The following is an 18473-nucleotide window of genomic DNA, read 5'->3' on the forward strand; positions in this document are numbered from 1 at the left end:
CTCCCGCCCCGGACACGGAAAACGGCTCCTCAGGCAAGCACAGCCGGGCCTCAGGGGGAAGACACGCGTCACGGCCGCTCGAGCAGGTCAAGCAGATCGGTGAGCGGCAGCGGCTTCGCCAGGTGGGTGTCGAACCCGGCCGCCCGGCACAGCGCGTGATCGGTGCCCTGGCTGAAGCCGGACACCGCGATCAGCCGGATCCGGTCCCCGTGCGGCAGGGCCCGCACACCCCGCGCGACCGTGTAGCCGTCGATGTCCGGCAGGCCCAGATCGCACAGTACGACGTCGAACAGATCGGCCCGCGTGGCGGTGAGCGCGTCGGCGCCCGTGTGCACGGCCGTGACGTGGTGGCCCTGCCGCTCCAGCAGAGTGCGATAGGTCGCCGCCAGGTCCGTGTTGTCCTCGACGATCAGGATGGCGAGATGACGCCGGGGCGGCCGGACGGCGGACAGGGGGTGCGGCGGCCGCGGTACGGCGGTGTCCGCCACCGGCATCAGCACCGTGAAGGACGCGCCCTTGCCCGGCCCGTCGCTGTGTGCCGAGATGGTGCCGCCGTGCAGTTCCACGACCGTCCGCGCGACCGAGAGCCCCAGCCCCAGGCCCTCGGGGGTGTGGGGGCCGGTCGGAGCCGCCCGCATGAACACTCCGAAGAGGTCTTCGGCCTGACCGGGGTCGAAGCCGATGCCGTCGTCCTGCACGGTCAGCCTGACCTGCCCCTCCTCGGCGGTGAGCCGCACCTCGGTGTGGCCGCCCGGCGGCGTGTACTTCAGCGCGTTCGACAGCAGGTTCGTCAGGACCTGGGCCAGCCGCAGCCGGTCCCCGTCCACGGGCACCGGGCCGGGCGGCAGGGTCACGTGCAGCGTCCGGTCCTCGTGCCCGAACAGGCTTCGGATGTCGGCGCAGGCGCCGTCGACGACGGACCGGAGGTCGGTCCGCTCCCGCACCAGCTCCAGCCGCCCGTTCACCGCGCGCGTGCCGTCCAGCAGGTCGTTGGTCATCCGCACCAGCGTGCCCAGCTGGCGTTCCAGGACCGACAGCGCCGGATGCCCGTCGGGCAGGTCGAGCGCCAGCAGTTCGATGGCCGCGGTCGCGGCCGCCAGGGGGTTGCGCAGCTCGTGCGAGAGCGTGGCGATGAACCGGTCCTTGGCCCGCTGCTCCTCCTTGAGCCGCCGCCCCGCCGCGTGCAGTTCGGTGTTGGCCCGGCTGAGCTGCTCGTTCACCTCGCGGATCTCCCGGGCCCGGACGAACAGGTCGATCTCCATGCCCACGGCCGCCGCCCGCCGCTGCTCCCGGCCCGCTCGGCGCAGCCGCACGAACTCCGTGACGTCCTCGACCCGGTGGATGACATACGTCACCCGACCCTCCGCGTCGACGACCGGTGTGTTGACCGGACTCCAGTAGCGCTCGGCGAAAGCCCTCTCCTCGCCCGTGGGGATGTCGTACCGCTGTAACGCCATGACGTCCGTGCGGCCGGTGGCCACCACCGACTCCAGCGAGCGGCGCAAGTTGGCGACGCCGTCGGCCGAAGGGTCGCCCGGGTTGTCGGGGAACACCTCGAAGATCATCCGCCCGACGATGCTCCGCTCGGTGCGGGTGGCCGCCAGATAGGCGCGGTTGACCTCGACGATCGTGAAGTCGGGGCTGAGGATCAGCAGCGGCGACAGCGTGGCGTCGAAGAGACTCCGGAAGTCCGGGCCGGTCAGTGGCATGGCGGCGCTCACGGGTCCAGACGGTAGCCGTACCCGCGGACGGTGGTGATCCGCGGAGCGGGTGCGGGCAGCCCCGCGAGCTTGCCGCGCAGCCGGTACACGTGCTCGATCACCGTCGCGGTCTGCTGCCAGGCGGCACCCCAGACCTGTTCGAGCAGCTGCTGCGCGGAGAACACCCGCCCGGGCGCCCCGGCCAGCACCTCCAGCAGGGCGTACTCCTTGGGGCGCAACGTCAGCAGCGTGCCGTCGGCGGAGGCCTGGCACGCGCCCGTGTCGACCCGCAACGATCCCACCTGGAGCACATCAGGCATCTCGGGCGGCTGCGAGCGGCGCAGCACAGCCCGGATCCGGGCCACCAGCTCCCGCTGCGAGAACGGCTTGACGAGGTAGTCGTCGGCGCCGATCTCCAGCCCCGCGACCCGGTCGGCCTCCGCGCCCCGCCCGGTCACCACGATGACCGGAAGACGGCTGGTGGAACGCACCGCGCGCAGCAGCTCCAGCCCGCTGCCGTCCGGCAGCCCCAGATCCAGCACGGCCAGATCGACCCGGCCCTCGTACAGCACGGTCTTGCCCGCACGGGCGTCCATGGCCCAGGTGACGGTGAAGCCCTCGCGCTCGAGATAGGAACGGCACATCAGTGCGAAGTCGGGGTCGTCCTCGATCAGAGCGAGGTGCGGACGCATTCCACATCACCGGCCCATCCGCCGCCCGGCGTTGTGTCGCCAATGAGCGGGCGTTGATGCCCCGACCATGTGGCGAAGGTAGAACAGTAAATGCCCACGGTTCAAGGGGGGAGCCGCCAGGGGGAGACCCGGCGCGGGCGTGTGCGGTGCGGGGATGACCAAGTCGCCGCGCGCGCCCGTGCCGGATCTGCTGCCCGCCGTGGGTCCGGCGGTCGCGGGGCCGCACGACGGCATCTGCCTCGCGGCGGCCCCCGCCTACGCTCCCGGCCGGACTCCGTCGCGGTCTTGAGGGCTATGGGTCGTACGTCGTCGACCTGCGCGGCCCGTCCTTCATCGGCTCCACAAGGCCCGGCGCCATGTCGTTCACCAGCACCGCCGCCCCGTCGAAGCGGCCGTGCTTGAGGTCGGTCAGCGCCCGATCGGCCCCGGACAGCGGGTAGGTGTGCGTCGTGGCGTGTACGCCGTGCCGGGCGGCCAGCGCCAGGAACTCCCGCCCGTCCTCCCGGGTGTTGGAGGTGACGCTGCGCAGCTCCTTCTCGTAGAAGAGCTCGCTCTCGTAGCGCAGGGGCGGGATGTCGGTGAGGTGGATCCCGGCGATGGACAGGACGCCGCCGCGATCGAGGGCGCGCAGGGCGACCGGGACCAGGTCGCCGGCCGGCGCGAACAGGATCGCCGCGTCCAGCGGCTCCGGCGGCCGCTCCTGCACGCCGCGCGCCGACGCGGCCCCCAGCTCCAGTGCCAGCCGCTGCGCCGCCGCACCCCGGGTCAGCACATGCACGGTGGCTCCCTCGGCCAGCGCGACCTGCGCGCACAGATGGGCGCTGCCCCCGAAGCCGTACAGTCCGAGCCGCCCGCCCGGTGGCAGCGCCGCGCGCCGCAGTGCGCGGTAGCCGATGATCCCGGCACACAGCAGGGGCGCCGTCGCCGTGTCGTCGAGGCCCTCGGGGAGCCGGTAGGCGAACGCGGCCGGAACGGTCGTGTACTCCGCGTAACCGCCGTCGGCGTCCCAGCCGGTGTACTCGGAGTGCGGGCACAGATTCTCCGCCCCGCGCAGGCAGTACCCGCAGGTGTCGTCCGTCCGCCGCAGCCATGCCACGCCCACCCGGTCCCCGACCGCGAACCCCCGCACCGCCGCCCCGAAACCCGCGACCACGCCGACGACCTCGTGCCCCGGCGTCACCTCCGGCCGGTGCACCGGCAGGTCCCCCTCGGCCACGTGCAGGTCGGTCCGGCACACCCCGCACGCGCGCACCTGCACGAGCAGCTCGTCGTCCCCCGGCACCGGCAGTGGCTCCTCCACGAACCGGAGGGCCCCCTCCTCGACGGGCCCCGGGCGCACCACGGCCCATGCCCGCATGGTTCCGTCCACCATCCCGCGCCCCGTCCACCCGAAGTCCGCCCCCGTACCCCTCCAGTCTGGAACGGAGTCACGCATTCGGCGCGCGATCCGGCCTACGGGTGACTAGCGTGAGAATTCGGACAGCCAACCCACCCCATCCGGACAAGCCAACACACCCGAAAGGGCCGCAGTCATGGCCGTACAACCTGAGGGAACCCCTTGTTGGGCCGATGCGATGTTCAGCGACGTCGAGGGAGCGAAGAGCTTCTACGGTGACGTCCTCGGCTGGACGTTCGGCGAAGAGGCGACGGAATTCGGCAACTACACCCAGGCCTACGTGGACGGCAAGGCGGTCGCCGCCGTCGTACCGCCGATGCCCGGCCAGGAAGAGCAGTCCCAGTGGTGCCTGTATCTCGCGTCGCCGGACGCGGCAGCCACCGCCGGCAAGATCCGTGACAACGGCGGCCAGGTCGTGATGGAGCCGATGCAGGTGGGCGACTTCGGCAGCATGTGTCTGGCGAGCGACCCTGGCGGCGTCGTGTTCGGCGTGTGGCAGGCGGGCACCCACGAGGGGTTCGAGGCGCCGATGGACCAGGTGGGCGCGTTCTGCTGGGCGGAGATCTTCACCCGTGAGCCCGGGAAGTCGGACGCGTTCTTCCCTGCCGTCTTCCCGTACACGTCGCAGCAGATGGACGACGACGCGATGGACTTCCGGGTCTACAACGTCGGAGGCAACCCCGCCCTGGGCCGGATGAAGATGACCGAGGACTTCCCGCCCGAGGTACCGGCGTACATCAACGTCTACTTCGGTGTCGCCGACTGTGACGATGCCGTCGCCAAGGCCACCAAGCTCGGCGCCGTTCTGCGGTTCGGGCCGATGGACAGCCCGTTCGGACGGTTCGCGGCTCTCACCGACCCGCAGGGCGCCAACTTCTCCGTGATCGACACCACGAACACCCAGGGCGAGATGCCGGACCTCACCGACGTCTGACCCGCACCGCGACCCAGGGCCCGGCCCGTGCATGGCATGATCGGCACATGCGTGAACGACTGGTGGCCGCGTGCGACGGGGCTTCGAAGGGAAACCCCGGACCGGCGGGCTGGGCCTGGGTGGTCGCGGACGAAGCCGAGAACCCGACTCGCTGGGAGGCGGGACCGCTCGGCAAGGCGACCAACAACGTCGCCGAACTCACCGCGCTGGAACGCCTGTTGACGGCCATCGACCCGGACGTGCCGCTGGAGATCCGGATGGACTCGCAGTACGCCATGAAGGCCGTCACCACCTGGCTGCCCGGCTGGAAGCGCAACGGCTGGAAGACGTCCGCCGGCAAGCCGGTCGCCAACCAGGACCTCGTCGTCCGCATCGACGAACTCCTCGACGGCCGCAAGGTCGACTTCCGCTACGTCCCCGCCCACCAGGTCGACGGCGACCCGCTCAACGACTTCGCCGACCGGGCCGCCAGCCAGGCCGCGGTGGTCCAGGAACCCGCGGGCAGCGAACTCGGCTCTCCGGTGCCGCCGCCCTCGCCCGACACCCCGTCCTCCGGCGCCCCGCGCCGCAAGGCCGCTGCCTCCCGGCCGCGCAAGGAGGGCAGCTCCTCCCGCACGATCAAGGCGAAGTTCCCGGGACGCTGCATGTGCGGCCGCCCCTACGCGGCCGGCGAGCCGATCGCCAAGAACGCGCAGGGCTGGGGCCACCCGGAGTGCCGTACGGCGGACGCCTGATCATCCGGGAAGCCGACGCGATGGGCCCAGCCCTCATCAGCACTCAACGCAGCAACTGGTCGAGGAAGTCATTGCCGAGGACCCGGTGCGGGTCGAGCCGGTCGAGCGTCTCGACCGCTCGCCCCCACACGTCCGCACCGAACGACGCGGGCACCACCGTGCCCAGCACCTCCTCGTCGCTCCACACGGCCTGGTCGGTGTAGGCCCAGCCCTTGGACCATTCGACCCGGGTTCCGTCGAAGGTCCGCAGCAGGAACCGCTCGATCTCCCGCAGGAACGCCTCGGCGTGCGGGGTGCCGGGCAGCGTGAGGATGTCGAGCCAGACGGCGGTGTCCCGGCCGGGACCGCCGGGCCTGAGCGCCGACAGCAACGGGGTCTGCGCTCCGGCCAGTTCGGCGTCGGCCGGATCGTCGAGACCCGTCACCCGGATCTCGACCGAACCGTTGACCGGATACTTGCCGACGGCCGCGTACGCCATGAGCCGCTCCCGGTAGAAGGCGGTGAACTCGGCGACGACACGCTGGACTTGGTCCCGGGATGTGAGCACCGCATACCCGTTCGCGTTGATCCGCAGCGTGGTCGGCCGGAGATACAGCAGGGTGTTCTTCGACGGACCCCAGATGTCCGCCGACAGTGTCGCCACCAGCCCGAGCGCGGCCACGTCGTACTGCGCGTTGCCGAGCACCGGCGCCAGATACCAGGCCGCATCCGACGTCATCCGCCCGACCAGATCCGCCACCGGCGTCGGCACGTTGTCGGAGAACGGGTAGTTGTACGGCGACGTCACCCGCCGCGAGGTCAGCGGCCTGGTCGGTGACACGCTCCACACCTTGAGCCACGGGAACTCCGTGAACGCGAACCAGATCGCCTCGGCCCGCCCGGACTCCTCCAGGAAGCTCGCGAAGGTCCGTCCGCCCGTCCCCGGAGCCGCGAAGAGCTCAGCGGCCGGGATGTCCGTGCGGCTGACGCAGCGCAGATTGGTGTTGGCGCCCACGCGCAGCACGACCTCGGTGATCAGACCGCGCCCCAGGTGGGTGAGGAGCGCGGCACAGTCCGGCTCGTCCCGCCGATACGTCCGCAGGACGTAGGCGCCGGCGGCTTCGTCCCACACCACCGCCGTCAGCGCCAGCACGAGGTTGCTGAGCGAGCCGTATGTGTGGCCGGGCAGCGCCTGCTCGCCCTCGGCCGGTACGGCGGTACCGTGCGCGTCGATGGCGAGGGCGCCACCGAGGGTGAGATCGCCGGGCGCGGGTGTGGCGGTCACCCCGAGTCCGTGCCCTTCGAGGTACGTGAGCAGAGCCTCCAGCGTGATGCCGGTCCCGGCGCGCACGGAGGTGGGGGAGTCCAGGGCCAGGCCGGTGAGGTGCGGGGCGGTGTCGACCAGCAGGACCCGCGCGTCCGACGGCGTGTCCTCGGTGACCGTGAGCGGGGACCAGCCGTGCGAGGAACCGCGCGCGCGTACCCGCCAGCCGTGCCGCCAGGCCCAGTTGACGACGGCCGCCACCTGCTCCGGGCCGCTCGGGGCACAGGCCCAGAGCCCGTCCGCGGTGATCTCGCCGACCCAGTTGCGGTACGCCGAGCGGTACGGGGCGATGTCCGCCGGGAAGCCCGGCAGTTCGGCGGCCGCGGCCGCCCTGGTGCTCGGTGTCGCGGCCAGCGCGCCGGCGGTGAGCAGGAAACTCCGGCGGGTCCACGGGGCGGGTCGGTCGCCGCCCGGATGCGATGAATGTTCGATCACGGGCTCACGCTAGAGGCGCGTTGACACGTGCATGTTCCCCAGCGATTCCCGTCACTCGTGTGAGTGAACGATTCACAGGAAGCGACCGGAGGAGCCAACTCCGCGTATGCAGGTGACGGATGACAGACTGACGTCATGGACGAGCGCGTATTCGGTAGGTCGGGTCAACAGGCATCCGTCGTCGGTCTCGGCACGTGGCAGCTGGGCGCCGACTGGGGAGACGTCGACGACAAGGATGCCCTGGCGGTGCTGGAGGCGGCGGCCGAGACAGGGGTGACCTTCTTCGACACCGCCGATGTGTACGGCGACGGACGCAGCGAGCAGACCATCGCCGGCTTCCTGCGCGGGCGCCCCGATCTGCACGTCTTCGTCGCGACCAAGATGGGCCGTCGCGTCGACCAGATCCCCGAGAACTACGTCCTGGACAACTTCCGCGCCTGGAACGACCGATCCCGCCGCAACCTCGGCGTCGACCGCATCGACCTGGTGCAACTGCACTGCCCGCCGACGCCCGTCTACTCCTCCGACGAGGTCTTCGACGCCCTGGACACGCTCGTCGCCGAGGAGCGCATCGCCGCGTACGGGGTCAGCGTGGAGACCTGCGCCGAGGCGCTGACCGCCATCGCCCGGCCCAACGTGGCGAGTGTGCAGATCATCCTCAACGCCTTCCGCATGAAGCCACTGGACAAGGTGCTCCCGGCGGCGCGCGAGGCGGGCGTCGGCATCGTCGCCCGGGTTCCGCTGGCCTCGGGTCTGCTCTCCGGCAAGTACACCAAGGACACCGTCTTCGCCGAGAACGACCACCGCACCTTCAACCGGCACGGCGAGTCCTTCGACCAGGGCGAGACCTTCTCGGGCGTCGACTACGAGACGGGTGTGGTGGCCGCGGCCGAGTTCTCCGCCCTCGCCCCGGAGGGGTACGCGCCGGCCCAGCTGGCGCTGCGCTGGATCGTCCAGCAGCCCGGCGTGACCACCGTCATCCCCGGTGCCCGCACGCCCGAGCAGGCCCGCGCCAACGCGGCCGCCGCCAAGCTGCCGGACCTGTCCGCCGAGACGCTCACCGCGATCCGGGACCTCTACGACCGCCGGATCAAGGACCAGGTCGAGAGTCGCTGGTAGTCAGGGAGCCGCAGCCCTGACCGATCGAACCGGCTGAATCTGGGCACTCGGGGTCCGAGACAGAAGCGGGTTCGATCGATCAGGGAGGAACCTTGTCGGTCACGCGAAAGAACGCGGATGCCGATGACTCGGGCCGCGACGAGACCCCCGAGGAGCAGGCCGACCGGAAATGGGGCGAGCTGATCCAGGAGATCCGGGTCGCCCAGACCGGGGTGCAGATCCTGTTCGGTTTTCTCCTCACGGTCGTGTTCACGCCGAGGTTCGTGGACCTGGACGACACGGACCAGAACATCTACATCGTCACCGTCGTCCTGGGCGCCGCCTCCACCGGGGCGCTGGTCGGCCCGGTGACGCTGCACCGGCTCGTGTCGGGCCGGCGGATCAAACCGCAGGCAGTGGAGTGGGCCTCCCGGCTGACTCTCATCGGCCTGTTGCTGCTGCTGGCCACGATGACCGCCGCGCTGCTGCTGATCCTCCGGGTCGCGACGGGCAGCGACGACTATGTGCCGTGGCTCGTCGCCGCAGTCGTGGTGTGGTACGTGATGTGCTGGTTCGGGGTGCCGTGGTGGACGCGGTACCGCCACTCGTCACGGTGAGATCAAGTGCGTCACCCTGGGTGATCAGGAGGCTTCAGTGCGGGCCCCGCGCAGTGCCGCGATGCAGGTGCTGATCGCATGCTGGAGCTCCTCCAGCTGCTGGACCATGTCGTCCTCGTAGAAGTCCTGGGCGTCGACGTCGTCGAAGGTGAGCTCCTCGAACACCTTCGTCGCCCGCTGGAGGCTGCTGTAGAACTTCGTCCGCCGTTCCTGGACGCGGAGTTCGGGGTCGGCCTCGACGGTCTCGGCAACGAGGGACTTCATGGTGTCGTAGGCGTCGGTGGCCCACTCGCCGGAGTCCTCACCGTCGTCCAGCTCGTCGATGAGGGACAGATGCCGCTCGGCCTCCTGGCGTACGTCGGAGGGCGCGTCGAGGGTCTGCCCGGCGGGGGTCTTGATCTGGCCCGACTCGGCGATCTGACGGACGTATCCGATCCGGTCGGCCGCCCTGCTCTCGGTGGCGACGGCCTTCTTCAGGTCGTCGGTGCGCACGACGTCCCGGGCCAACTCGGCCTGGAGTTCCGGGTCTTCGAGGACGCGGTCCAGGAGCGCTTGGCGGGCCGCCCGGGCGGTGGACGGGTCGGCGAGGATCGCGGCGCGCAGCGCGGTGGGGTTCTCCGCGACTTCGAGGGCCTTGGTCGGCCGGATGCCCTCGGCCTCGGCGGCCTCGGTGATGGCGGTGCCGCGCTCCGAGGTGGCGCTGTTGCGGGAGACGTAGTAGCCGAGCCACACGTCCGCGTCCGGCAGCTCGACCTCCTGGCCCGGCGCCAGCGCCTCGAAGTGCGGGACGAGACCGTCGTCGGCGGCCCGGTCCCAGGCCTTGTAGTAGCGCATGACGCGCTCCGCGGAGCATCCGGCGAGCTCGGCGAACTCCTTCGCGGACACCTTCGGCGTCTCCTCCGCGCCCTGTCCGCCGGGCCGTACGCTGCGTGCCACCATCAGGCCGAAGGCCCAGCCTCCGGTCCGCGCATACACCCCGAACTCGCGCGCGTCCCGCGCCACAAGGTCGGACAGGGGCGCGGGGGACGTCTCGGACGGGACGGTCGCCAGGGTCACGGGTGACTCTCCTGAAGGGTGGTGCCGGTGCGGCAGGAACACGTGCGACAGGCAGCCTATATGGGCTCACGGCGATGCCTTTCCCGGCCTCGGGCCGATGTGTTTCGTCTCCCGTTCGCCGGCGGACCCTCGATCGCGCGGGACGGCCGGGAGAGGATGCGGGCATGAGTGTTCGCCCGCTGCCCTTGAGCACCCCCGCCGCCCAGGGCGTCGACGCATCCGGCGTCCACGCCTTCCTCGACGCCCTCGACGCCGCCCCGGACATCGAGCCGCACAGCCTGATGATCATGCGGCACGGCCACCTCGTGGCGTCCGGCTGGTGGGCGCCGTACACCGAAGACCGCCTCCATCTCCTGTACTCGCTCAGCAAGAGCTTCACGGCGGCCGCCGCCGCGCTCGCGGCCGACGCGGGGCTGATCGACTTCGACGCCCCGGTGATCTCGTACTTCCCGGAGTTCGAGGCCGACATCACCGACCCGCGCAGCCGCGCGATGCTCGTACGACACGTGGCGTCCATGGCGAGCGGCCACGAGACCGACACCCTCTACCCAGCCCTCGCCCTCGATCGCGAGAACCTGGTGCGCGGCTTTCTGCTGCTGCCGCCGGACCGCGATCCGGGGACCGTCTTCGCGTACAACCAGCCCACCACGTACACGCTCGGCGAGATCGTGCGGCGCGTCACCGGCCAGTCGCTGACGGAGTATCTCCGGCCCCGGCTGCTGGATCCGCTCGGCATCGGCGAGACGGCCTGGATCAGCGACCGGTCCGGCCGCGAACTGGGCTTCAGCGGTCTGCACGCCACCACCGACGCCGTCGCCCGGCTCGGCCGGCTGTATCTTCAGGGCGGCGTGTGGGAGGGCGAGCGGCTGTTGTCCGAGGCGTGGGTGGCGCAGGCCACGCGTGCGCAGATCTCCAACGCCGACGTCGAGATGAGCGGGATCGACTGGCAGCAGGGTTACGGCTTCCAGTTCTGGATGTCCCGGCACGGGTACCGCGGCGACGGCGCGTTCGGGCAGTACTGCCTGGTGCTGCCGGAGCACGACGTCGTGATCGCGACGACCGCGGCGACCGAGCAGATGCAGAAGTTCCTGAACCTGGTCTGGGACCATCTGCTCCCCGCCTTCGGCCCCGGGCCACTGCCGGGCCACGAGGAGCGCGACTCCGCCCTGACCGAGCGGCTGGCGCGGCTCGCACTGCCGCCGGCCGCTGGGAAACCCGCTCCGCCGGAGCGCGCGGAGGCCTGGTCCGCGGCCGAGTTCACTCCGCACGGCGGTGCCTGCGCGGACCAGCCGACGCTGACCGCCGTGCAGGTCACGGGCGGCCGGAGCCTGACGCTGATCGACGACGGGCAGCCGCTGGAGGTGCGGATCGGGGACGACGGATGGACCGTCACCGAGGGACCCGTCCCCACCGCCGTGAGCGGCGGGTGGAGCGACGCGGACACCCTCGTCGTGGACGTCGCCTTCCTGGAGACGCCGCACCACCTGGTCGTGACGTGCTCGCTCGCCGACGCCACCTTCACCGCGCGGTGGTCCACGCAGCCGCTGCACCGGGGCCCGCTGCGCAGGATGCGCGCACCGCGCGGCTCAGTCTGACGGCACCCGGAAGGTCCGCAGGAAGGTGGCCAGCGCCTCGCGGTTGGCGTCGTCGTCCCAGCCGGCGGCCGGGGTCGTCCAGCGCAGCGAGTAGCCCCGGCTTCCGCCGATGAGGAAGCCGCGGCCGAACGTACGCACGCGCGTGCCGTCGACATCGGCGACCCACTCCATGTCGGCGGCCTCGCGGCCCTGGTACGTCGTCGCGCGGATCTCGCCGATCCGCTGGTAGTCGCCGCCGTCCTGCTGCAACTCGGGCTCGACGTCGTCCCGCCAGACGGCGACCGGATCGGGGCCCACCCGCTCGCTGTAGGTGACGGCCAGCGTGCGCGGGTCGCCGTCCCTGCCGAGCACGACGCGGTAGGCCAGATCGTCCTGGCGGGTGGTCTGAAGCGGCTTCCAGTCCTTGGGGAGGGCGAGGGAGAACCCCTCGGGGGAGTGGTAGCGGCTGAAGCCGGGCGGCAGGGGCGTACCCGTGGGAGAGGGGGACGCGGACGTCGGAGTGGGCGTCGGTGTCGGTGTCGGTGTGGGCGTGGGTGTCGGTGTGGGAGTGGGCGACGGTGTCGCGGACGGAGACGGGGTCTGCCGTCCCGGGGCGGTGGTCGCAGCGGGCGGCCGGGGTGCCGCGCCCGCCTCCGACGTGCCATCGTTGTCGGACAATTGACGGGACACCGCGAGGACGGCGACGGAGACGGTGACGACAGCCAGTGCCGTCCCGGCGACCATGGTGCGCCTGCTCCACCCCGGGCCCGCGTGCAGGGCCGCCGCGTACACCCGGCGCAGCCGGGGCCGCGGCGCCGACGGTGCGACCATCTCGGGATCCTCGCTGAGGACGCGGACCAGCGCCTCGCGGAGCACCGGCCGGGTCAGCCGCTCCCTGGAGTCCTTGCGGAGCAGCCCCTGCACCGCCTGGGTGAGCGGCCCGGCACGCAGGGGTGTGCGCAGCGGAAGCCGGTCGACTCCCTTCAACGTGGTCTCGGGCCGGTCCCGTTCACGGAAGGGCGGGCGGCCCTCGACCATCGTGTAGAGAAGCGCACCCAGCGCCCACAGGTCGGCCGCCGGTCCGATGCGCTCGTCGCGGGCCTGTTCCGGGGAGGCGTACGACGGTGCCGTCACGCGCGGTACGAGGGTCGTGCCGGCCAGACCGAAGCCGGTGACCACGACGGGGCCATGCTCCCGCACGTACACCTGGCCCGGACTCAGCTCGCCGTGTGTGATGCCCTCGCCGTGGGCCGCCTCCAGTACGTCCAGCAGCTCCAGGCCGATCCGCGCCGCCCGCACATAGTTGAACGTGCCCTCCTGCGCGAGGAGTTCCCCCAGCGGAATGCCGTCGATCCAGTCGGTGACGGTCCACAGGGTGCCGTTCTCCTCGATCGCGTCGACGACCGTGGCCACCTTGCCCGGCCGCAGCAGCCCCATGGTCTCGGACATGCGGATCACCCGGGCGGTGGCCCGCCGCACGGTCTCCCCGTCGGAGCCGGCCGGGAGCACCGTCTGGGTGAGGAGGCAGGGCCGCGAGGCCTCGACGTCCTCTCCGTACCAGCACATGCGGTTCGTCTCGCGGTGAAGGACCTCCAGGAGCCGGTACCTTCCGGCGACCAACTCGTGCGTGGAGACGTGCGCCTTGACCATGGTCATCCCTCGCTGAACCCCTGGCTCTCACCTTTCCCACAGGTACGAGGGGTGCGATGGTGAGCGTTCAACGGATCCGCAACTCTGGTGACCTTCTTTCGGCTTGTGACCGAGGTGTGCCGAACTCGCCCCATTTCACGAGCAATTCGACTGGGGCTTGCTCAGCGCAGTCCGAAGCGCTCCGTCCACGCCATCACGTCCCCGGTCGTCGCGTTGCCTCCGCACACCACCAGGCCGAGCCGTGCCCCCTCGCCCACCCGCTCCAGTACCCGGCGGGCGGCCGGCAGCAGACAGCCCGCCGCCGGTTCCGTCCACAGCTTGGCGTGGTCGGCGAGGTCGAGGACGCCCTGCACGGCCTCCCGGTCCGGAACCACGAGCACCTCGGTGACCAGGGCCGACACATGGTCGTACGTCAGCTGGGACACGGACGGGGCGCTGAGCGTGGTGACGATCGACGACAGCGCCACCGGCACCGGCCCGCCGGCGGCCAGCGCCTCGGACATCGCCTGGGCGCCCTCGGTCTCCACGCCCCACACCCGCACGTCGGGCCGGCGGGCCCGCAGTGCCGCCGCGACGCCGGCGATCAGCCCGCCGCCTCCGACACTCACCAGGACGTCGGTCAGCTCTCCGGCGTCGTCCGCGAACTCCAGCCCGACGGTGCCCTGTCCGGCGATCACCACCGGGTCGTCGAACGGGTGGACCAGGGTCAGTCCTTCATCCCTGAGCCGCGTCACCAGCGTGAACGCGCCGTCCATGTCGTCGGTCAGCCGCACCGACGCGCCCGCGTCCTGGGCGATCTCGACGGCACGGGCGGACGCCGAGCGCGGCATGACGACCGTGGCCTTCACATCGAGGGCGGCGGCCATGACCGCGAGCGCGATTCCGTGGTTGCCGCCGCTGACCGCCACGACCCCGGCGGCCCGCTCGGCCGCGCTCAGGGAGAGCAGCTTCGCCGTCGCCCCGCGCGCCTTGAACGACCCGGTGCGCTGGAGGAGTTCCAGCTTCGCGGTGACCGGGGCGCCGAGCAGCGTGGACAGGCCCGGGCTCGGCACGGTGGGGGTGCGGACGACGTGTCCGGTGATGTGTGCGGCCGCGGCCTCGATGTCTGTGAGCCCGATCATGACAGTCCACCCTTCCGGCGCGGGTGAGTGGGTCCGCGTCGCATCGAACCCTGACCCGAGAAGCGGCGCAGGTCAACACGGGATCACAGCTCGCGCCGTACCAGGAAGTCCAGCAGCGACCGCAGCTCGTCGACGGCGCTCCGCCGAAGGCCGGCGTCGCTGAGCGCGACCTCCGCCGCGGCCACGTGACGGCGTGCCTCGGCTAGGGCCACCGACCTGCCGCCGGCCGCCTCGATCAGCGCGGCCGCCTCGGCGGGCTCGCCGTCGGCCTCGAGGAGCGCGGCGAGGCGGCTTGCCTCGGGCAGCGGGGAGTCGAGCGCCGCCAGCACCGGGAACGTCTTCTTCCGCTCCCGCAGATCGCCGTGCACGGGCTTGCCGGTGACCGTGGGATCGCCCCAGATCCCGAGTATGTCGTCGGCGATCTGGAAGGCGATGCCCAGCTGCCGCCCGGCCCGGTCGAGCGCGGCGACCGCCGTGGGCGAGGCCCCGCCGAGCGCGGCGCCGAGCGCGGCCGCACAGCCCAGCAGCGTGCCCGTCTTGTGTTCGGCCATCCGCCGGTACTCGTCCGGCCGGACCCGCCCCGGTCCCGTCCACGGCCGTGCGGCGAACAGCAGGTCGTCCGCCTGTCCGCGCACCAGGTCGCCGAGCGCCGTCGACAACAGACGTACGGTCTGCGGTCCTTGTGACACGGCGGCGAGGGTCTCGACCGCCAGGGCGAACAGTGCGTCGCCGGCGAGGACAGCGGGGCCCGTGCCGTACGCCTTCCACACGGTGGGGCGGCGACGCCGGTCCGTGTCGCCGTCCATGATGTCGTCGTGCAGCAGCGAGAAGGTGTGCACCAGCTCCACCGCCACGGCGCCGGGCACCCCGGCCCGCCCCGGTGCACCCGCCGCCTCGGCGCCGAGCACCGCCAGCGCCTGCCGGACGCCCTTCCCGCCGGACGCGGCGACCGGCGCGCCGCCGACCTCGCACCAGCCGAAGGAGTACGCGGCCATCTCGCCCACCCACGGATGCATCCGCGCGACGGCGTCCCGCAGCGCCGGGCGCACCAGCGCACGGCAGCGGTCGAGGACTTCGGCAGCCGAGGGCGGTGACTGCACCGCCAAGCCGTGCGCCGTCACCGTACGTCCTCCGCGACACCGAACTCCTGCTGCGCCCGAGCCACCATCTCCCGCGCGTGCCGCAGGCCGATCCGCTCCAACGTCCGGTCCAGTTCGGCGAGTTCGGCCGCCGTCTCGGTGCGGTCGCGGCCCAGTTGGGCCAGGGACTTGGCCAGACCGAGCCGGGAGAGGGCCTCCCCGCGGGGTTCGCTCATGGCGCGGAACTCGGCGAGGGCCTCCTCGTAGAGGTCCCGTGCCTCCGGGTAACGCCCGGCGCGGTACAGGACGTTGCCGCGCATCTTGTGGTTGTAGGCGAGCGCGCTCGACAGCTTCATCGCGCGGCACGAGGTCTCCGCCTCGGACAGCAGCCCCAGCGCCCGCTCGACGTCCCCGTCGCGCACGGAGACGATGTCGGCGAGTCCGCGCAGTGCCCAGGCGTTGCCGCGCCGGTCGTCGGCGCCCGCGGCGATCTCGGCCGCCTCCTCGAACATGGCGTACGCGGTGTCGTAGGACCCTGTGTTGCGGTGGATCTGCGCGATTCCCTCCAGCGCCCACACCGTGTGCCGTGCCTCACCGCGCTTGCGGGCCTCGGCCAGCAGCTGCTCGTGCAGCCGGCCGACGGCCTCGTAGTCGCCCTGGATTCGGCCCGTCTCTGCCAGGCCCGCCAGTGAGTACCCGCGGACGACTATGTCGCCGCCGCGCTCGCCGAGTTCGGCCGCGAGTTCGAGGAGCCGCCGGGCCAGGGTGAACGCGCCGCGCTGCCGGGCCAGGGTGCCGCCGCTCCACAGCGCCCAGGCCATCGCCGCGGTGTCCCCGGCCTCCCGGGCCGCGCGGTAACTCGCCTTCCACGCCCGGTCCGCGTCGCCCACGCGGCCCAGTCGGCGCTGGGCCTCGGCGACCGCGAGTCCGGAGCGGGCCACCTCGTCGGGCCGGCCGGCCCGCTCGGCGGCCTTGAGCTGCTCGGTGCCGGCGGCCAGGACGTCGGTGAGCGACGAGTTCACGGAGAGGGTGGTGAGGGCGCCCTGATACTCGGGAGCGAATGCCTTGCCGTACATGGATACCTTTTCCTATACACGGTATGTATACGCTTTGTGTATACATGGTGTGTATAGCGCGCTAAAAGGGAGCCCTGGCCCAGGGGCCAGGGCGTCACCTGGTGTCTTCGTTTGTTGTTGTCGATCAAGACGCCGGAAGGACCGACGGGGTTGCCCGTGAGGCATAGATCACTTCACGGCACTGTTCAGTGCTGCTGTGCCTTCTGCGGCGTCGCCTCACTCGGCCGTACGACGACATGGCCCTGACCCTGGAACATCAGCTGCACCGCTTCCCCGGAGCCGCCGCGCAACATCGACCCGATGGACTGCGAACGGTGCAGCGAGGTCTGTAGACCGGCGGTCCAGCCGACGACCGCGTCCGTGTCGACGTACACCGGATACTGCGGTGAGACCGGGATGATCAGCGGGTTGCCCTCGCACACCAGGCCCAGCCTGCCCTGACCGGTGAAGACGCTGTTGAACAGGCCGCCGCCGGAGATGCCCGCGCCCTTCACGGTCGCGATCCGGTACGCCAGTGAGGCGTCGAAGCACAGCACGTTACGGCCGTTGACGGTGAACTCGTCGCCGGGGTTCACATCGACGACGAAGCAGTTCTGCGCCTCATGCGCGAACCAGGCCTCACCCTGTCCGCGCACCGCCATCAGCGGGAGCCCCTCGCCGGTCACCGCGCGTTTGAGCATCCCGCCCACGCCGCCCTGGCCCTTGCGCTCGAACTGGAGGTTCCCGCGGTAGGCGATCATCGCGCCCTGGCGGGCCAACATCTCGCCGTTCACCGCGTACTTGATGCACTTGGCGTTCTCGACCGTCATGCCCGGCGCTGCGGCGGGCTGGACCATGTGCTCGCTGGAAAACAGATCACCCTTCATACCGGCATCGTGTCCCGGATGCTGCCCTTCCGCCAAGATCGCGGCGGTAACGGGTCGTCCACGGCCTTCGTCAGGTGCCGAAGAGCTGCGTCCAGTACGTGCCCGCCGCGCCGCCGCCCGCGAAGCCGACCCCGATGTGGGTGAACGTGGGCTTGAGGATGTTGGCCCGATGGCCGGGGCTGTTCATCCAGCCCTCCACCACCTCGGCCGGTGAGCGCTGGCCGCAGGCTATGTTCTCGCCGATCGAGCGCCGGGTGGAGCCGGCCGCCGCGGCCCGGTCCCATGGCTGGCTGCCGTCGGGCGACGTGTGCGAGTAGAAGGCGCGGGCGATCATGTCCGCGCTGTGTGCCTGTGCCGCGGTGGTGAGGACCGGGTCGACGGCCAGGGGCGGCAGACCGGCGCCGGCACGCTCCCGGTTGGTGAGGTCGACGACGTCGGTGGCCGTCCGCGCCAGTTCTCCCGGCGTCATCGGCCTCGCCCACAGCGCGGTCCAGTAGGTGTCGCCGGAGCGGCCGCCGGTGACGTACGCCAGACCGGCGTGGGTGAACGCCGGGTCGTGGAGGGTGTGGCGGGGCTGCTCCGAACGCAGGCAGTAGTCGACGAACTCGGCGGGGGTGCGCGGGCCGGAGACCAGATGTTCGCCGACGGTGACATACGTGAATCCGCTCGCGGTGACGCGCTGGTAGACCGACACGCCGTCCCCGCCTTCGACGCCGAGCCGTCCGGCCGCGGCCATGGCGGAGGCGTGGGCCCGCGCCGCCGAGGTCAGTCGTGCGTCGAGGGAGACGGGCGGCGAACCGGCCGCGGTGCGGGCGGAGTTGACCAGGCCGAGGAAGCCGTCGGGGTCGGGGGCGGGGGTGCGTGATGCGGGGGAGGGGATGGAGGGAGGGGCGGGGGAGGGGCGGGGGGCGGCGGGGGGGCCGCGGGGGGGGGGGGGGGGGGGGGGGGGGGGCGGGGGGGGGGGGGGGGGCGGGCGGGGGGGGGGGGGGGGGGGGGGGGGGGGGGGGGGGGGGGGGGGGGGGGGGGGGGGGGGGGGGGGGGGGGGGGGGGGGGGGGGGGGGGGGGGGGGGGGGGGGGGGGGGGGGGGGGGGGGGGTGTGCGGCTCCGGAGTCCAACTGGCCCGCGGCTACCCCGCCGGGCCG

Annotated in this window: 16 protein-coding genes and 1 pseudogene; 6 read left to right on the plus strand and 11 right to left on the minus strand. The window is 71.9% G+C overall.

Going from position 1 to position 18473, the window contains the following annotated elements; all coding sequences use genetic code 11:
- Positions 1–68: 68 nt before the first annotated feature.
- Both KCH87_RS41055 and KCH87_RS41060 read right to left on the minus strand, forming a co-directional pair.
- Positions 69–1721 carry an ATP-binding protein gene (locus tag KCH87_RS41055; protein WP_308299039.1) on the minus strand — a complete coding sequence of 551 codons (1653 nt, stop codon included), beginning with the start codon at positions 1719–1721 and terminating at the stop codon, positions 69–71.
- Positions 1718–2392, minus strand: coding sequence for a response regulator transcription factor (locus KCH87_RS41060; RefSeq protein WP_210593017.1), 675 nt, complete (start codon positions 2390–2392; stop codon positions 1718–1720). Before KCH87_RS41060 ends, KCH87_RS41055 begins: the two co-directional genes overlap by 4 nt.
- A gap of 154 nt (positions 2393–2546) precedes the next feature.
- On the opposite strand from KCH87_RS41060, the gene KCH87_RS50305 reads away from it, so the two are divergent.
- A complete protein-coding gene (locus tag KCH87_RS50305; protein ID WP_282613064.1) occupies positions 2547–2681 on the plus strand; it encodes a hypothetical protein in 135 nt (44 codons plus the stop codon).
- 3 nt (positions 2682–2684) lie between these two features.
- Here the strand turns inward: KCH87_RS50305 and KCH87_RS41065 are convergent, their stop codons facing one another.
- A complete protein-coding gene (locus KCH87_RS41065; protein WP_210593034.1) occupies positions 2685–3749 on the minus strand; it encodes a zinc-binding alcohol dehydrogenase family protein in 1065 nt (354 codons plus the stop codon).
- 175 nt (positions 3750–3924) lie between these two features.
- Between KCH87_RS41065 and KCH87_RS41070 the strand changes: the two genes are divergently transcribed.
- Together KCH87_RS41070 and KCH87_RS41075 are read left to right on the plus strand one after the other, a co-directional pair.
- Positions 3925–4722, plus strand: coding sequence for a VOC family protein (locus tag KCH87_RS41070; protein ID WP_210593018.1), 798 nt, complete (start codon positions 3925–3927; stop codon positions 4720–4722).
- Positions 4723–4769: 47 nt separating this feature from the next.
- Entirely contained in the window at positions 4770–5456 is a 687-nt protein-coding gene (locus KCH87_RS41075; protein WP_210593019.1) for a ribonuclease H, read from the plus strand.
- A gap of 43 nt (positions 5457–5499) precedes the next feature.
- Here the strand turns inward: KCH87_RS41075 and KCH87_RS41080 are convergent, their stop codons facing one another.
- Positions 5500–7194, minus strand: a complete 1695-nt coding sequence (locus KCH87_RS41080) for a cholesterol oxidase substrate-binding domain-containing protein (protein ID WP_308299040.1) — start codon at positions 7192–7194, stop codon at positions 5500–5502.
- A gap of 135 nt (positions 7195–7329) precedes the next feature.
- Between KCH87_RS41080 and KCH87_RS41085 the strand changes: the two genes are divergently transcribed.
- Entirely contained in the window at positions 7330–8313 is a 984-nt protein-coding gene (locus KCH87_RS41085) for an aldo/keto reductase (protein WP_210593020.1), read from the plus strand.
- A gap of 92 nt (positions 8314–8405) precedes the next feature.
- The gene (locus KCH87_RS41090) at positions 8406–8909 is read left to right on the plus strand and encodes a DUF6328 family protein (RefSeq protein ID WP_210593021.1); all 504 of its coding nucleotides are present in this window, start codon (positions 8406–8408) and stop codon (positions 8907–8909) included.
- Between the two features lie 24 nt (positions 8910–8933).
- Here KCH87_RS41090 and KCH87_RS41095 read toward each other — a convergent pair whose 3' ends face one another.
- Positions 8934–9965, minus strand: coding sequence for a hypothetical protein (locus KCH87_RS41095; RefSeq protein ID WP_210593022.1), 1032 nt, complete (start codon positions 9963–9965; stop codon positions 8934–8936).
- Positions 9966–10129: 164 nt separating this feature from the next.
- Here KCH87_RS41095 and KCH87_RS41100 point away from each other — a divergent pair, with 164 nt between their 5' ends.
- Positions 10130–11560, plus strand: a complete 1431-nt coding sequence (locus tag KCH87_RS41100; protein ID WP_210593023.1) for a serine hydrolase — start codon at positions 10130–10132, stop codon at positions 11558–11560.
- Here KCH87_RS41100 and KCH87_RS41105 read toward each other — a convergent pair.
- The 6 genes and pseudogenes from KCH87_RS41105 to KCH87_RS41130 form a co-directional block, all read right to left on the minus strand.
- Positions 11552–13195: a serine/threonine-protein kinase gene (locus KCH87_RS41105; protein ID WP_210593024.1), complete on the minus strand. Its 1644-nt coding sequence runs from the start codon at positions 13193–13195 to the stop codon at positions 11552–11554. The genes KCH87_RS41100 and KCH87_RS41105 overlap by 9 nt on opposite strands.
- Positions 13196–13350: 155 nt before the next feature.
- Positions 13351–14310 (minus strand): threonine/serine dehydratase, encoded by a 960-nt coding sequence (locus KCH87_RS41110; protein ID WP_210593025.1) that lies wholly within the window; start codon positions 14308–14310, stop codon positions 13351–13353.
- Between the two features lie 83 nt (positions 14311–14393).
- Positions 14394–15431 carry a polyprenyl synthetase family protein gene (locus KCH87_RS41115; protein ID WP_308299041.1) on the minus strand — a complete coding sequence of 346 codons (1038 nt, stop codon included), beginning with the start codon at positions 15429–15431 and terminating at the stop codon, positions 14394–14396.
- Entirely contained in the window at positions 15428–16465 is a 1038-nt protein-coding gene (locus KCH87_RS41120) for a lipopolysaccharide assembly protein LapB (RefSeq protein ID WP_210593026.1), read from the minus strand. The genes KCH87_RS41115 and KCH87_RS41120 overlap by 4 nt, the downstream gene beginning before the upstream one ends.
- A gap of 185 nt (positions 16466–16650) precedes the next feature.
- Positions 16651–17331: an AIM24 family protein gene (locus KCH87_RS41125; RefSeq protein ID WP_210593027.1), complete on the minus strand. Its 681-nt coding sequence runs from the start codon at positions 17329–17331 to the stop codon at positions 16651–16653.
- Positions 17332–17401: 70 nt separating this feature from the next.
- Positions 17402–18277 (minus strand): annotated as a pseudogene (locus KCH87_RS41130) (CAP domain-containing protein); the annotation flags it as partial.
- Positions 18278–18473: the final 196 nt, after the last annotated feature.

This window comes from Streptomyces sp. GESEQ-35 (assembly GCF_017948485.1).
Lineage (GTDB): Bacteria > Actinomycetota > Actinomycetes > Streptomycetales > Streptomycetaceae > Streptomyces.